The organism is Streptomyces sp. NPDC030222, from assembly GCF_055573115.1.
This window is the reverse complement of record NZ_JBVICA010000041.1, coordinates 1-14,745: the sequence shown is the minus strand read 5'-3', so window position 1 is coordinate 14,745 and position 14,745 is coordinate 1. Positions and strand designations below refer to the sequence as shown.

General features: G+C 70.4%; 16 protein-coding genes. 1 reads left to right on the top strand and 15 read right to left on the bottom strand.

Annotated features, from left to right (window positions below; translation table 11 throughout):
• Window positions 1–138 precede the first annotated feature (138 nt).
• The 9 genes from tsaE to ACZ4Z5_RS32795 form a co-directional block, all read right to left on the bottom strand.
• On the bottom strand, window positions 139–648 hold the full coding sequence (tsaE, locus tag ACZ4Z5_RS32835; protein WP_468269845.1) for a tRNA (adenosine(37)-N6)-threonylcarbamoyltransferase complex ATPase subunit type 1 TsaE: 510 nt from the start codon (window positions 646–648) through the stop codon (window positions 139–141).
• The gene (locus tag ACZ4Z5_RS32830; protein WP_468269844.1) at window positions 620–1,864 is read right to left on the bottom strand and encodes an alpha/beta fold hydrolase; all 1,245 of its coding nucleotides are present in this window, start codon (window positions 1,862–1,864) and stop codon (window positions 620–622) included. The genes tsaE and ACZ4Z5_RS32830 overlap by 29 nt, the downstream gene beginning before the upstream one ends.
• Window positions 1,865–1,906: 42 nt before the next feature.
• Window positions 1,907–3,055 (bottom strand): alanine racemase, encoded by a 1,149-nt coding sequence (gene alr, locus ACZ4Z5_RS32825; protein WP_468269847.1) that lies wholly within the window; start codon window positions 3,053–3,055, stop codon window positions 1,907–1,909.
• 226 nt (window positions 3,056–3,281) lie between these two features.
• Window positions 3,282–4,721: an NAD(P)H-hydrate dehydratase gene (locus ACZ4Z5_RS32820; RefSeq protein WP_468269843.1), complete on the bottom strand. Its 1,440-nt coding sequence runs from the start codon at window positions 4,719–4,721 to the stop codon at window positions 3,282–3,284.
• A 292-nt stretch (window positions 4,722–5,013) separates the two neighbouring features.
• Complete coding sequence (locus tag ACZ4Z5_RS32815; RefSeq protein ID WP_468269842.1) at window positions 5,014–5,382, bottom strand: holo-ACP synthase; 369 nt, start codon at window positions 5,380–5,382, stop codon at window positions 5,014–5,016.
• Window positions 5,379–7,226, bottom strand: a complete 1,848-nt coding sequence (glmS, locus tag ACZ4Z5_RS32810; protein ID WP_468269841.1) for a glutamine--fructose-6-phosphate transaminase (isomerizing) — start codon at window positions 7,224–7,226, stop codon at window positions 5,379–5,381. The genes ACZ4Z5_RS32815 and glmS overlap by 4 nt, the downstream gene beginning before the upstream one ends.
• Before the next feature lie 188 nt (window positions 7,227–7,414).
• The gene (locus ACZ4Z5_RS32805; RefSeq protein WP_468269839.1) at window positions 7,415–8,182 is read right to left on the bottom strand and encodes a hypothetical protein; all 768 of its coding nucleotides are present in this window, start codon (window positions 8,180–8,182) and stop codon (window positions 7,415–7,417) included.
• 105 nt (window positions 8,183–8,287) lie between these two features.
• Window positions 8,288–8,485 (bottom strand): DUF397 domain-containing protein, encoded by a 198-nt coding sequence (locus tag ACZ4Z5_RS32800; RefSeq protein ID WP_468269837.1) that lies wholly within the window; start codon window positions 8,483–8,485, stop codon window positions 8,288–8,290.
• A 13-nt stretch (window positions 8,486–8,498) separates the two neighbouring features.
• Window positions 8,499–9,350, bottom strand: a complete 852-nt coding sequence (locus ACZ4Z5_RS32795; protein ID WP_468269835.1) for a helix-turn-helix domain-containing protein — start codon at window positions 9,348–9,350, stop codon at window positions 8,499–8,501.
• A gap of 210 nt (window positions 9,351–9,560) precedes the next feature.
• Between ACZ4Z5_RS32795 and ACZ4Z5_RS32790 the strand changes: the two genes are divergently transcribed.
• The gene (locus ACZ4Z5_RS32790; protein ID WP_468269833.1) at window positions 9,561–10,028 is read left to right on the top strand and encodes an ATP-binding protein; all 468 of its coding nucleotides are present in this window, start codon (window positions 9,561–9,563) and stop codon (window positions 10,026–10,028) included.
• A gap of 380 nt (window positions 10,029–10,408) precedes the next feature.
• On the opposite strand, the gene ACZ4Z5_RS32785 is transcribed toward ACZ4Z5_RS32790, so the two are convergent.
• The 6 genes from ACZ4Z5_RS32785 to ACZ4Z5_RS32760 form a co-directional block, all read right to left on the bottom strand.
• Entirely contained in the window at window positions 10,409–10,675 is a 267-nt protein-coding gene (locus ACZ4Z5_RS32785; RefSeq protein WP_468269831.1) for a hypothetical protein, read from the bottom strand.
• Window positions 10,676–10,959: 284 nt separating this feature from the next.
• Window positions 10,960–11,592, bottom strand: a complete 633-nt coding sequence (locus ACZ4Z5_RS32780; protein WP_468269829.1) for a hypothetical protein — start codon at window positions 11,590–11,592, stop codon at window positions 10,960–10,962.
• Window positions 11,592–11,813, bottom strand: coding sequence for a hypothetical protein (locus ACZ4Z5_RS32775; protein WP_468269827.1), 222 nt, complete (start codon window positions 11,811–11,813; stop codon window positions 11,592–11,594). Before ACZ4Z5_RS32775 ends, ACZ4Z5_RS32780 begins: the two co-directional genes overlap by 1 nt.
• Window positions 11,814–12,083: 270 nt before the next feature.
• Window positions 12,084–12,371 carry a DUF7848 domain-containing protein gene (locus tag ACZ4Z5_RS32770; protein ID WP_468269825.1) on the bottom strand — a complete coding sequence of 96 codons (288 nt, stop codon included), beginning with the start codon at window positions 12,369–12,371 and terminating at the stop codon, window positions 12,084–12,086.
• The gene (locus tag ACZ4Z5_RS32765) at window positions 12,364–12,702 is read right to left on the bottom strand and encodes a hypothetical protein (RefSeq protein ID WP_067400575.1); all 339 of its coding nucleotides are present in this window, start codon (window positions 12,700–12,702) and stop codon (window positions 12,364–12,366) included. Before ACZ4Z5_RS32765 ends, ACZ4Z5_RS32770 begins: the two co-directional genes overlap by 8 nt.
• A gap of 156 nt (window positions 12,703–12,858) precedes the next feature.
• Window positions 12,859–14,106 (bottom strand): helix-turn-helix domain-containing protein, encoded by a 1,248-nt coding sequence (locus ACZ4Z5_RS32760; RefSeq protein ID WP_468269823.1) that lies wholly within the window; start codon window positions 14,104–14,106, stop codon window positions 12,859–12,861.
• Window positions 14,107–14,745: the final 639 nt, after the last annotated feature.

The following is a 14,745-nucleotide window of genomic DNA, read 5'->3' as shown; positions in this document are numbered from 1 at the left end:
CCGCCTGGGCCCCTGAGCCGTCCGAACCTTCCGAATCTCGAAGTCCATCGCACCCCTTGAGCTGGGGTGTTGCGACGACCACTAGAACGGAAGGACGGCCTGCCGGGCCTCCGTCGGCCACGGAGGTGACAAGGCGGCTCAGGCCGCCAGCGCGGAGAGGTCGATCTCGCTCCACCGCGTGCCGAAGGGCGTCAGGGTGACCTCGCGGTGCTCGTCCGTCGTCGAACCGACCGTGCGGTGGATCAGTACGTGCAGACGGTCGTCCGACAGGTCCTCGACCTTGCCGACGCCCCACTCCACGACCACCACCGAGTCCGGCAGCGACACGTCGAGGTCGAGGTCCTCCATGTCGTCGAGACCGCCCAGCCGGTACGCGTCCACATGCACCAGCGGGGGGCCCGACACCAGCGACGGGTGCACCCGGGCGATCACGAACGTCGGAGACGTCACGGCACCGCGGACCCCCAGGCCCTCGCCGAGGCCGCGGGTCAGGGTCGTCTTGCCCGCGCCGAGTTCACCGGTGAGCATGACCAGGTCACCGGCCCGCAGCAGCTTGGCCAGCCTGCGGCCCAGCTCCTGCATCTGGTCCGGGGAGTTGACGACGATACGGGCCGGGGCGTCAGCCGCCGGGCTGTGCGGTGCTTCCATACGTGCCAACGTTAGCCGCTGGCGGAACCGCCCCCGCCCGCGCCAGCAGATCGGCCAGCCGGTCGGTGACCGTCTCCGGATGCTCCAGCATCACCAGATGCCCGCCGTCCGGCACGATCACCAGTTCCGCGTCCGGCAGCAGGTCGGCGATCGCCTCGCTGTGCGAACTGGGCGTCACCAGATCCCGGTCGCCGGCCAGCACCAGCACGGGGACGTCCGAGAACACGGGCAGCGTCGCCGCCTTGTCGTGGTCCGCGAACGCCGGATAGAACTCCGCGACCACGTCGATCGGCGTGGACTCGATCATCCGTTCCGCGAACCGGGCCACGCCCGGATCGACGTCCCGCGAACTGAACGAATACTTCTTGATCAACCCTGCGAAGAGGTCCGCGGTGGCCCGGCGGCCCCTCTCCACCAGCTCCGCCTGCGAGCCGAGGGCGCGCAGCACCCCCGGGAGCACCCGGCGCACCGCGTTCACACCCGCCACCGGCAGGCCGTAGTTCACCTCGCCGAGCCGGCCGGACGAGGTGCCCACGAACGCGACCCCGACCAGCCGTTCCCGGACCACATCCGGGAACTGGTCGGCGAACGCCATGATCGTCATACCGCCCATCGAGTGGCCGACGAGCACCAGCGGACCCTGCGGTGCCGCCGCGTCGATCACCGACTTCAGATCTCGTCCCAGCTGGCCGATGTCGACCGGCACGCCCTCCCCCTGCGCCTTGCCGCGACCGGACCGGCCGTGGCTGCGCTGGTCCCAGTGCACGGTCCGCACCACACCGCGCAGGGCCGCCCGCTGGAAGTGCCAGGAGTCCTGGCTGAGGCAGTAGCCGTGGCAGAAGACGACGGTGACGGGGGCGGGCACCTTGCGGCCGAACAGCCGGCGCTTCCGCGACGCCGAGGCGCCCACGTCGTCATCCGGCTCGTCCGTCTCGTAGTGCAGCTCGGTGCCGTCGTCCGCGAGCACCTTCCCGGGAGTGCCGCGCAGTGAGCCGAAGGGACCCGAGGCGTCGAGGGCCAGCCGTGCCTTCCTCCGCATGCCGCGGCCGACGGTCAGCCGTTCGATCGCGACACCGGCCGCGGCGCCCGCCGCGATCACACCTATCGCGGCGCCCGCCAGTCCGGCCCGACGCCAGTTGTCCGCTGCGGCCGGCGCAGCCGATGCCGCCGTCGTGGCCGCCAGGGCCACCACGTCCCCCGTGCTGCTCTCGCTCACTTCCTGCCGCCCTCCGTCAGTCAGGACCCTCGCCCGGCGCGGTCAGACGTCCGCGTTCAGATAGACGCGCGGAACGCGCGAACCGATCCTCGTCACGATCTCGTAGGCGATGGTGTCCGCCGCGTCCGCCCAGTCCTGGGCCGTCGGCTCGCCTCGGTCGCCCGGCCCGAACAGCACCGCCTCGGCGCCCGGTTCGACCGCGTCCCCGTGCAGATCGACCACGAACTGGTCCATCGCGATACGGCCCGCGGCGGTACGCACCCGGTCCCCGACCAGCACCGGGCCACGGCCCGAGGCGTGGCGCGGGACGCCGTCCGCGTAACCGAGCGGAACCAGACCGAGCGTGGTCTCCCGCCCGGTCACGTAGTGGTGCCCGTAGCTGACGCCGTGCCCCGACGGAACGCCCTTGGCGAGGGCCACCGACGCGCAGAGCCTCATCACCGGGCGCAGCCCGAGTTCGGCGGGCGTGCCCAGTTCGGGGCTCGGCGAGATCCCGTACATCGCGATGCCCGTGCGGACCAGGTCGAAGTACGACTCCGGAAGGGTCAGCGTGGCCGGGGAGTTGGCGATGTGCCGCACCTCGGGCTCCACGCCCTCCCGCTCCGCGTGGGCCAGCATCTCGCGGTACACGGACAGCTGGGCGGCGATCGACGGGTGGCCAGGTTCGTCGGCGCAGGCGAAGTGCGACCAGAGCCCGGTGATCCGGACCAGGCCCTCCTTCTGCGCGACCAGCGCCTCACGGACCAGCTCCGGCCACTCGGACGGCTGACAGCCATTGCGGCCGAGCCCCGTGTCCGCCTTCAGCTGGACCCGGGCCGTCCGGCCGGCCTCGCGGGCGGCCGCGGTCACCTCGCGGAGCGCCCACAGACCGCTGACCGACACGTCCAGGTCCGCTTCGACGGCCTCCCGCCACGGCCCGCCGGGCGTCCACAGCCAGCACAGCAGCGGCGCGTCCACACCGGCGGCGCGCAGCGCCAGCGCCTCGTGCGGGGTCGCGGTGCCGAGCCATGTGGCGCCCGCCTGCAGCGCCGCGCGGGCGCAGGGCAGCGCGCCGTGCCCGTAGGCATCCGCCTTCACGACAGCCATCACCTGTGCGGAGTGCGGCTGTACCCGGTCGCGGAGCGAACGAACATTGGCGCGCAGCGCGGCCAGATCGATCTCGGCCTTCGCTCGCATGGGTGTCTGGTTCATCGCGCTCATCGCGCTCAGTCTCTCAGAGCGAGGCACGGCTCACGCTTTCCGGGGCGGTGACGTACGTCCCGCCCGGGCCCGGCTTGCATCCCCGGCGCGCCCGCCCGGCTTGCGTCCCCGGCACGCCCGCCCGGCTTGCGTCCTCGGCACGCCGCGCCGCGCACGCCGTCCACAAACGGCGCACGGGGGCGTCCATCGTGTATGTCCGGCACATGCGTCGCGCGTGTCATGTGCGGAAGACGTCCCGCCATGCGTCCGAGAGAGCCTCCGCCACCTCGGAGGCGATGACCGGCGCCCCCCGGGAGACACGGCGCGCGGCCAGACCGTGGAGATGGGCCGCGACGGACGCCGCGTCGCGGGGGGCGAGGCCGGCCGCGAGCAGCGAACCCGCGAGACCCGAGAGGACGTCACCGCTCCCCGCCGTGGCCAGCCACGGCGTCCCCGTCGGGTTCACCCGCACGGGGAATCCCGGGTCCGGGGACGCGATCAGCGTCGTGGACCCCTTCAGCAGCACGGTCGCTCCGTAGCGCGCGGCCAGCGCCCTCACGGACTCCAGCCGTGTCGCCTCCACCCGTTCCCGGGAGACCCCGAGCAGCGCGGCCGCCTCCCCGGCGTGCGGGGTCAGTACGGTCGGCGCCCGGCGGGCGCGTACCCCTTCGGGGTCGAGCAGCCGGAGACCGTCCGCGTCCACGAGCACCGGAACGTCCGAGGCCAGCACGTCGTCGAGGAAGTCCCGGCCGGAGTCCCCCAGCCCGGGGCCCACCACCCAGGACTGCACCCGCCCGGCCTTGGACGGCGGCCCCGCGTGCACGAGCGCCTCGGGGAACCGCGCGATCACCGCGTCCGCACCCGGTCCGACATACCGGACGGCTCCCGCGCCGCCGCGCAGCGCCCCCGCCACGGCCAGGACCGCCGCACCGGGATAACGGGCGGATCCGGCGACCACCCCGACGACTCCCCGCCGGTACTTGTCGGACTCGGCCGCCGGCACCGGCAGCAGCTCGGCCACGTCCGTGTACTGCAGTGCCTCCAGGTCCGGTACGGACGGCAGGTAGTCGTTCAGGCCGATGTCGACCAGATGCACCGGCCCGGTGTGCTCATGGCCCGGGTCGACCAGCAGACCCGGCTTGTACGTGCCGAACGTCACCGTCATGTCGGCCTGCAGCGCCTCGCCGTGCACCTCTCCGCTGTCCGCCTGCACACCGCTCGGCAGGTCGACGGCGACGACGACCGCGTCGGATCCGCGTGCGGCCCGGGCCACCGGGACCGCCTCGGGCCGCAGCCCGCCGTGCCCCCCGATGCCGGTGATGCCGTCGAGCACCAGATCCGCCGTCGCCAGCACGGCGAACGGGTCGTCCTCGACCCGCCCGCCCGCGTCGAGCAGCGCGGCGAGCCCGCCGGCGTGCGCCCGGCCGGGGTCCAGCAGCACCGCGCGGACGCCCGCGCCCCGCCGTGCGAGCCGCGCGCCCGCGTACAGGGCGTCGCCGCCGTTGTCGCCACTTCCGGCGAGGACGACGACGCGCGCGCCGCCGACCCGGCCGAGCACCTCGGCACAGACCGCCGCCAGGCCGGTGGCGGCCCGCTGCATGAGGGTGCCTTCGGGAAGGCGGGCCATCAGCTGCCGCTCGGCGGCCCGCACGGTCTCCACGCTGTACGCAGTACGCATGGCGTTCCGCCTTCCCTTCCACGCCCTCGCCCAAAACCGAGCCGGCGCGTATGTGACCAGGTCCGCAAACCCGGGCCGTCCCCCGTCCGCCCGGCACACCGGGCGCGGTCGACCGCGTGGCCATGTCCATGAGGACGGACGCCAGATGCTCACCGCTTCGGGACGTATCGCTGCCCGGCCCTGCCCGATGTTCGCGACTTCGGGCGGCACGGCCGGCGGGTCGGGGCCGAGACCGGATGTCGGTCTGCGCCCCGGCGGCGCACCGCCGCCGGGGCGACGGACCGCGTACCCCTCAGCCCTCCGCGATCACCACCGCGGACGCCACGCCCGCGTCATGGCTGAGCGAGACGTGCCAGTGCTTCACGCCGAGCTCCGCCGCGCGGGCCGCCACGGTGCCGCGTACGCGGAGGCGGGGCTGGCCGCTGTCGAGGACGTACACCTCGGCGTCCGTCCAGTGCAGGCCGGGCGGCGCGCCGAGCGCCTTGGCGATGGCCTCCTTCGCGGCGAAGCGGACCGCGAGCGAGGCGACTCCGCGGCGTTCGCCGCTGGGCAGGTACATCTCACTGTCCACGAAGAGGCGCCCCGCCAGGCCCGGTGTGCGTTCCAGCGACTGCGCGAAGCGGTCGATCTCGGCCACGTCGATCCCCACCCCGATGATCATTCGACGGTGACCGACTTCGCGAGGTTGCGGGGCTGGTCGACCTCGTTGCCGCGGGCCGTGGCGAGTTCGCAGGCGAACACCTGGAGCGGCACGGTCGCGACGAGCGGCTGGAGCAGCGTCGGCGTGGCCGGGATGCGGATCAGGTGGTCGGCGTACGGCGCCACCGCCTCGTCGCCGTCCTCGGCGATCACGATGGTCCGGGCCCCCCGGGCGCGGATCTCCTGGATGTTGGAGACGATCTTGTCGTGCAGGACGGACCGCCCGCGCGGCGACGGCACCACCACGACGACCGGCAGGTCCTCCTCGATCAGCGCGATCGGACCGTGCTTCAGCTCGCCCGCCGCGAAGCCCTCCGCGTGCATGTACGCGAGTTCCTTCAGCTTGAGGGCGCCTTCGAGCGCCACGGGGTAGCCGACGTGCCGGCCCAGGAACAGCACGGTGTTCTTGGCGGCCAGCGACCGGGCCAGCTCCCGCACCGGCTCCATGGTCTCCAGGACCTCGTCGACCTGCGTCGCGATCGCCGAGAGCTCCTTGATGACGGACCGGATCTCGTCCCCCCACTTGGTACCGCGCACCTGACCCAGGTACAGGGCGACCAGGTAGCAGGCGACGAGCTGGGTGAGGAACGCCTTCGTGGACGCGACGGCGACCTCCGGACCGGCGTGCGTGTACAGCACGGCGTCCGACTCGCGCGGGATCGTCGAGCCGTTGGTGTTGCAGACGGCGAGGACCTTCGCGCCCTGCTCGCGGGCGTGCCGCAGCGCCATCAGGGTGTCCATGGTCTCGCCGGACTGGGAGATGGCGATCACGAGCGTGCGCTGGTCGAGGATCGGGTCCCGGTACCGGAACTCGCTGGCCAGTTCGGTCTCGCAGGGGATCCGGGTCCAGTGCTCGATCGCCAGCTTCGCGATCATGCCCGCGTGGTACGCCGTACCGCACGCGACGATGATCACCTTGTCGACCTCACGCAGCACATGCGCGGGGATGCGGACCTCGTCCAGGGTCAGCGAACCGTTGGCGTCGATCCGGCCGAGCAGGGTGTCGGCGACCGCCTTCGGCTGCTCGGCGATCTCCTTCAGCATGAAGTAGTCGTAGCCGCCCTTCTCCGCGGCCGAGGCGTCCCAGTCCACGTGGTACTCGCGCACTTCGGCGGGCGCGCCGTCGAAGTCCGTCACCGTGACGCCGTCGCGGCGGAGTTCGACCACCTGGTCCTGGCCCAGCTCGATCGTATCGCGCGTGTGCGCGATGAACGCGGCGACATCGGACGCGAGGAACGCCTCGCCTTCGCCGACCCCTACGACCAGCGGCGAGTTGCGGCGCGCCCCGACGACCACGTCCGGCTCGTCCGCGTGCACGGCGACGAGCGTGAACGCGCCCTCCAGCAGCCGGCACACCTGCCGCATCGACTCGGCGAGGTCGGCGGTCGACGAGTACGCCTCCGCGAGGAGGTGCGCGACCACCTCGGTGTCCGTCTCGGACGCCAGCTCGTGCCCACGCTCGGCCAGTTCGGCGCGCAGCACCGCGAAGTTCTCGATGATGCCGTTGTGGACGACGGCGACCCGGCCCGCGTTGTCGAGGTGGGGGTGGGCGTTGGCGTCGGTGGGCCCGCCGTGGGTGGCCCAACGGGTGTGTCCGATACCGGTCGAGCCGGCCGGCAGCGGCCGGTCCACCAGCTCCTTCTCCAGGTTGAGGAGTTTCCCCGCCTTCTTGGCGGCCGCGAGTCCGCCGTCGGCGAGCACGGCGACCCCGGCCGAGTCGTACCCGCGGTACTCCAGCCGCTTGAGGCCTGCGATGACAACGTCGAGCGCCGACTGTCCGCCGACGTAACCCACGATTCCGCACATGGCCAGCAGCCTACGGGGCGGGGTGGGGGTTCGAAGGGGTGGCGTTCGGGGGAGTTGTGGGTGTGCGCGTTCGCCTACGGGGCCGGGGTCGGCGGGCGCTCCGGGCCCGGCGGCGCTCTCGGCGCTCGGCGTTCCTCCCGGTGTGCGGCCCGGGAGGAACGCCTCTTGGAGCGTGCTCTTGGCCGACGTCAGCCGAGCTTGGCAGCCTGGGCGTCGATGACGGCGGCCGGCTGGGGGTAGTCCTTGCCCGTGGTCGCAACGGCGAGGTTCGCACCGACAACGGAGGCGAGTGTGCTGCCCTTGCGCACGACGGAGATCTTGACCGCCATCGTCTGGCCCTCGGACTCACTGGTGACGGTCCACGCGGCGGCCTCGTCGCCACCGGTCACGCTGTCCTCCTTGATCTTCACGATCTTGTTGGCCGTGCCGCGAGTGGTGACGGTGAAGCCGCCCGCGCAGTCCGTGGCGGCCTTGCGCAGCTCGGCGACCATGCCCTTGGCGCCCGTCCCCTCGTAGGAGGCCACGGACACGACCAGCATCGACATGTCCGTCATGGAGGAGAGGTCACCACCGGAGGCGGGCTTCTTCGGCTCGCTGACGACCCTGCGGGACACGGTCCCTGCCGGGTCCCCCAGCGGCGCTACAGCGCCGATCTGGCCGAGGATCTCGCACTCCTTCTTGTCGACCGTGACATCCTTCTTCTCGGACGTGTCGCCCTTGATCGGCGGCGTGACCTTGTACCCCTCGACGTCACCCTGCGCGATGACGACCTTCTCCAGCTCCGCGCCCGTCAGCGCCTTCGCCGCCGCCTCGGCGGACGCGGCCGGCTTCGCCGACTCCTTGCCCTTCGCGTCACCGCCCGCATCCTTGCTGCCGCCGCTGCACGCGGTGACGACGAGAGCCAGGGACGCCGCGGACACGGCAACGGCGGTACGGCGGACGATGGTGGATCGCATGACGCAACTTTCTTCAATGAACGACTTATGCCGACCTTATATGCGCCCACCATCTATGTGGTGACGGAGTGTACGGACTGGTACGTGATCGTGATTACCGCGTGATCACGGCCGATGGGTACCGAATTGCCCCGCGGTAAGGGCGTTCATGAAACTTCGCAGAGCTTCGGCTCCGGCGGGGACGACGGTCTCGGGGGCCTTGCTGTCGCGGAGGAGAAAGGTTCCTTGGGGAGTGCGGGCGAGGCAGACGCAGTTAGCCGCTTCGGCACTGTAGGACGACTTCTGCCAGGCGAGTTCGGGCATGGTGGACTCCTTCTCAGATGTCCTTGGCGATGCAGCGAATGACGTCGCGCGATTTCTCGACGGAGAGGGCACGGGCTTCCATTCGGTCGAGCACCGATCGATAGCGCTCCAATTGCGCGTCTGCGTCGACGAATTCACAACCGTGGTCCGTGTCGAGGACCACGGTGTCGAGCTGCGGCACGGGACCCGACGCGTACGTGATCGGCTGACCCGAGGCCGGGAACGATGCCTCGCCGAACGGAATGACCAGGATCGTGACGTTCTCGCGCTCACTCTCACCGAGAAGGGCATCAAGCTGCTCGCGGGCGATCTTGCGGCCCCCGTAGCCCATGCGCAGGGCGGCTTCGTGGACGATCGCGGTGTAGGGCGTCGGGGAGCCCTCATAGAGCACGGCCTGCCGCTTGATCCGGTACGAGACGCGATGCTCGATCTCGTAGGGACGCAGGGATGGAACGCTCTCCGCCATCACAGCACGCGCGTGGGCCGCCGTCTGGAGCAGGCCGGGAATGTGGATCACCACCGCGACGCGCAGTGCGAGAGCATGGTGTTCCAGCTCCGCCAGGTCGAGAAGCCCCGGGGTGAGCAGCTCCTGGTACTCGTCCCACCAGCCACGGGCCCGCGCCCCCGTCATGGCCGCGAGCGCCTCGACGTACGCCTCATCCGCACAGGCATAGTTCCGCGCCATGGCACGCACCCGGTCGGCGCTCACCGCGTAACGACCGGCCTCGATGTTGCTGATCCGCGACTGCGGGCCACCGAGCAGCGCCGCCGACCGGGTGGACGTCAGCCCCGCCCGCTCACGGAGTTTCCGCAGCTCGTTGCCGAGACGTTGCTGCCGCAGGGTCAGGGACGTACGGGCCGCCATCGCGCTCTCTTTCCACGGGTCACCCACACGAGTGGAGATGTAATAGCTTCCCGAAATCGATGTAAGACCTTACAACTCCAGCGCTACGGTGTGACTCAAGCCACTCAACCGGCCCGGCCCGTAAGCCGGAAGCGCACCGCACCCACGGCACTGCCACCGCACGGTCCCGCCGGACGAGCAACCAACTCCACCTCTCCGCAGGAGACTTCCGTGACCACCGTATCCCCGCACGCCCCGTGGTCGTACGCCCTCCAACTCCCCCACGACCCCCGCGCCCCACGCGTGGCGAGAATGACCCTGCGCGCAGCCCTCCTCGGGCACGGCATGCCCGAACTCCTCGACACCGCCGAACTACTGACCAGCGAACTGGCCACCAACGCCTACCGCCACGCCGACGGCCCGGCGACACTCAGGCTCCGCCACCTGGACAGGAGCCGACTCCGCATCAGCGTGTGGGACAACAACCCCTTCATCCCCTCCCCCTTCGACAAACCGCCGACCCCCCTCCGCCCCGTCCCCACGGACGACGTCCACGGCCGCGGCCTGACACTCATCCGCCACTACGCCGACAATTGGGGCGGCTACCCCCTGGGCGACGACCTCTTCGGCCGCAACGGCAAACTCCTCTGGTTCGAGATCGGGCCAGGGAACGGGGAGACGTGCGACACAATCGCCTGAGCCCAGGACCACCACCGGCGTCAGCCGCACTCCGCGAGGGCCTAGGCGCTCGCGCTAGGCGATCACGGTCGGGACGGGGGTGGGGACGCGGTGGTAAGCGAACGCGGTGAGGCCGAAGCACCGCACCCAGCTGCGGCCGGGGCCGCGGGACCAGGTCACGCCATCAGCGGCGGCGACCTCACGGAAGAGGTCGCGGGATCCCCGACGCCCATTCCGCCGAAGTCGATGACTGCGCTGAGCAGGCGCTCCAGGCCATGAGGCTCCCGGAAGGAGGTCCCGGTAGCCCCAGACCGGCGCCCCTGCCGCGCGGGGAGTTGCAGGGCGGCTCCCAAGGCGGCCGTTGCGGCGTCCATCGTGCGCAGCGCGGACTGGCGCACCGCTTACGGCACAGGCACCAAGGGCCCCGCCCGCCCACACCCGTGGCGGATCGGGTCTGTCCCGTCAGGCCGCGGAGGAATCACCCCCCGGGCCTCGGTTCGCCGGACCGGTCGGCCCCGGTGTCGTGCGGGGGTGAGCACGAAGGCCGAGGTGTCGCCATCAAGGTCGATGGTCAGCGAGGCATCGAGCGCCTTGGCCAGACGCGTCAGCCGCGGCAGGGCCGATACGAAGTCACCGCCCTCGATGTTGCCGATCTGCGGCTGTGTCATGCCCGCACGCCGGGCCAGTTCGGTCTGCGACAGGCTGCGGGCCGTACGCCGGTCACGGACAGTCTACCCGAGGGCGAACGCGTAACCGGCCGCCACAGTGAGGAGAATGCAGCACCGCCAACGTCCGCTGTCACCCCACCCTTTCAACCTCAGCGTCAACTACTGCCGCCACCCCACGCAGTAGCCCCGCCAGGACACCTAACGGGGCTTCAGATTTGCACAAGCGTACCGCTGTACGGGCTCAGCGCCTGGGCCGGAACGACTCCGGCGGGCGCTCCGTGACGTTACGGCCGTCTACCGCTCGGAGGTCCATAGTTGGCGGTCAGGGTTGCGGCGTACTCGTCCGGAACGGTCCGCCCCGTGAAGGTCAGCGGGAGATACGACTCCAGTGCGCCTGACACCTCCAGGAAGGGCCCGAACTGAGCGCGCCATTTGTTCCGTGCGGCCACGTTCGGAAAACCCCGGAAGACTGCAACCTCGGGATCCCTTTCACCCCAACATCCCCACCTTCCGGAAGCTCCAGTCACAGCGATGACGTTCGCAGAGATCGCGATCGACCCCATGATGTCGCCGTCCGGCTCGTGACCGATCGCCGCCCAGTAGTCGTCCACGTCGGCCTCGACGGACAACGACAACGCCGGGTACATCCGATACTCCGGGAGGTAGAACGCGTCGCAGTCCGGCTCAAGAACCAGCAGTTCGACATGCCTGTCACCATGCCACCGGGCCATCGCGCAGAGCGTCGGCCAGAATTCCGGGGTGAGGACCGCATCGAACTCACAGAAGAGCGAGCCCTCCGCACCCTCTTTGAAGACCTGGCCAGGCAGCCTGGCATCAAGATCGAAGGTGGCTGCGCTACGGGAGCGAACATCCAGATAGCCGCTGCGATCGATCACTATCGAACCCGCCTCTGCCATTAGTCCTCACCCAGCCTGATCTTGATGTCGGCCTTCTTAGACCCCGGATTGTAGTAGTCAGCCGTCCACCCCTCGTGACTGTTCGCCTTTCCGCGAAGGAAATACCTTGCCCCATCCTTCTCGTACATGATGTTCGGGCCCTTGTCGGTGCGAGCCCACCCATTGGCCTCAAGGTTCTTTCCGAACTCCACGGGACCGACGTCCGTCGATTTGTTCAGCATGCGAGCGCCAGGACTAGTGATGTCCTCATATTTTGACGCGGTCGGACAGTTGCTGTTGTGAACGAGTACCGGCGTCTCGCCCGCCAGCACATAGTACGTGTGCTACGCGGCACCGCTCTACCTGCTTCTTCGCTGGTCAACGCGTGATTTGCGTTCCGCTGGTGTCCGTGGATGTGCGGGGAAATCCGTGGGTGTTGCCGTCGCTACTGCCGTCAACGGCTCGGGGCACACGATTGCGCTGCTGCTGCCTGGTGTCGGTGCGGCGGGACTCTACTGCCATGCGCCAGGCTCGGCACGGACGAGAGCGCGGACGGTCTGCTCGTACAGCTCGTGGCCGCTCTGGGCGCAGTGTCCGGCGATCCAGCGGGTGAGCTCGTCCGGGGTGTGCAGCGTGCCTGAGGTGGCGCCGCAGTTGCGCTCTTCGCCGGTGACGCAGACCGCCTCGAACGCTGGTAGCGCCATGGGGTCGGGGACGGTGGTCACGTGGTACTCGCGGAAGCGGTAGCGGCCCCGAGAGGAGTTGCGTTCTGGTGCGCCGGCGTTCGGAGAGTCAGGCATCCTCGGCCGCCTCTTCCTGATCCGGGATGCGCTGTCCGCGCGAGTCCGCGACCCTGAGCGCGTCCGCCAGGGCTTCTGCCAACCGGCAGGCCAACCAGCGGTATTCGCTCGCCGACAGGGCTTTCGCGCCGGGTGCCGTGGCGTCGCGGGCGTACTCCAACAGTTCCTGGCCCATGCTGAGCTGTACCGTCTCGATGCTGTCGGCGAGGGTGGAGAGGTAACCCCGGCCGTCGCTGCTCAGGTAGCAGGGCTTCCCCTCCGGGCTGGTCCACGGCAGTAAGCGGGGACCTCCCCCGCCCGACGCGGCGTCGTACAGCTCTCTGCGACGCACGCGGTCGGCTTCGCTCCTGGGTTTGGTCACTGGGCACCCCGGCCTGGGTCACTGACGGTGGACACACTGACCGTAGACACTGACTGATCGTCACCCCAGGTGGGAGCCATGGCAGTTCGCGACTCCTGGTTCACGAACTACCACGCTGCGTTGCACCTACCCGACAACGCCCAGGTAGTCGGCCATTTCACGCATCTCCGTCGTGAGGGTGCGCTTACGCTTGCCCAGGATCTCCTGCATGGTCTCGGCTGCCCCGTTCTGGTGCCGCAGCCACTGCGGGGCGGCTTCCCTGGCACGAGTCAACTCGTCCATGGCGGCGGACAGGTCGCCGGTCCGGGTGTGGGCGCGCGCCACATCGAGGGTGAAGCGGTTCCCGTCGTTGGTGCTGGGTCTGCCCAAGCGCTTCCACGCCTTGGGCGACAACTCCTCCTGCTCGCTGGCCTTGCGCACCACCGCGCGGGCGTCGCCGATGACCAGGGAGTCTTCAAGTGCCTTGACCGCGACGGTGACCGGCCCGAAGACGGACCAGTGCCGGGAGACGTTGCGATGCGCCGTCCCAATGGCGGTTGCCGCGACCCGGGCGGCTTGACGGTACTCCTTCGCCTCGTCGGGACGGTTATTCCTCGCTGCTGCGGCGGCAGCCTCCATCGCCAGCCCGCCCCACACCGCGTAGTGGTCCGGCTCGGCCCCAGTGATCTTCGGCTCCACCGCGTCCATGCTCTGGGCGGCGACCTGTTCCGCCTCGTCCAACCGTCCCTGCCTCACCAGCAGCCAGCACATGCAGCCGACACCGGAGCCCGCCGCAAGCATGTCTCCGGCCTGACGGGCGTCCACGATGGCGCCACGCACAGCTGCATACGCAATGTCGTACTGCCGTACCTGGGTGAGATAGGTGCCGGCCAGACGCAGCGCCTCGGCGCGAGCCAACAGGGCCTGCCGGTGCTCGTCCCCGCCGTCGTAGTAGGAGACGGCTTGGGCGGCATCACGCAGCAGGCCCGGCAGTTGAGCCGCGACGCTCTTGTAGCTGTCGGAGAAGTACAGCACCCGTGCGTCTTGCAGCATCCGCCGGAAGGTGCGCAGGTTCGGTTCCTCGGCCACGGCTTCGGCGTCCTGGTCCACAAGCCCGACGGCCGGGGTGAGGGCGGCGCGGAGCTGGATCAGGTTGACCCGGTTCGGCTCCTCGGCCCGCCCGACAGGCTCCGGCGCATCCGAGGCCATCAGCGCGGCCGTGGTCACCCCCAGCGCGCGGGCAAGCGTGTGCAAGGTCTCCATGCGGATCGTGCCGCCCTGTTCGGCCTTGCGCACAGTGCCCGGCGATACGCCTGCGGCATGGGCCAGTTCCTCCTGGCTCATCCCCGCGCGACGCCGATACTTGCGGACGTTTTCAGCCAGCTCCGTGGTCATCAACTCACCACCTCCCACTCCACGGTACGCCCGGCCGGCACATCAGCCGGGGGCGATCCGGCAGACACCCACCCACAGGAGTGCCCCACCACGCGGCGGGCCGGGCCCCGGCAGGACCGGGACCTGAGCGGGTGGGGTCCCTCGTCGGTCGGGCAGCTTCGCCGAACCAGGGTTCCCCGGGGGCCGCCAAGGCTCACACCGTGACGCGTGTGCTCGGCCTTGGCGGCCCCCGGGGGTTCCTGGTACGCCTCCGGTGACCGGACGGCGAGGGACCCCACCCGCGACCCACGACCACTCATCACGACGAAATCCGCACCCGCACTCGGCCCCGCTGCCCCTCGGAGGGAGGGCCGGGGTCTGGGGCAGAGCCCCAGGGTGGTTCGCTGGGTGGGCTGTTGCGCGCCCGGACCGGCGGGGCCGACGGCAAGCGGGGCGGAGACAGGAGCGGGCGGCGGCCCCGTAGGGCCGGAGCGCGCGCGGCCCGCGACAGCGGGCCGCCTTGATCAAGTAAAGAAACTCTGAACAGCTCACCCACGGGCCACAATGTCCGATCCCGGGTGATGCTTGACAGTTCGATCCCAGCTGATGGTTGACGGGGGCCGTGATCGGCTTTTCTGTGCGCGTCGTTGCGGCGTGTGT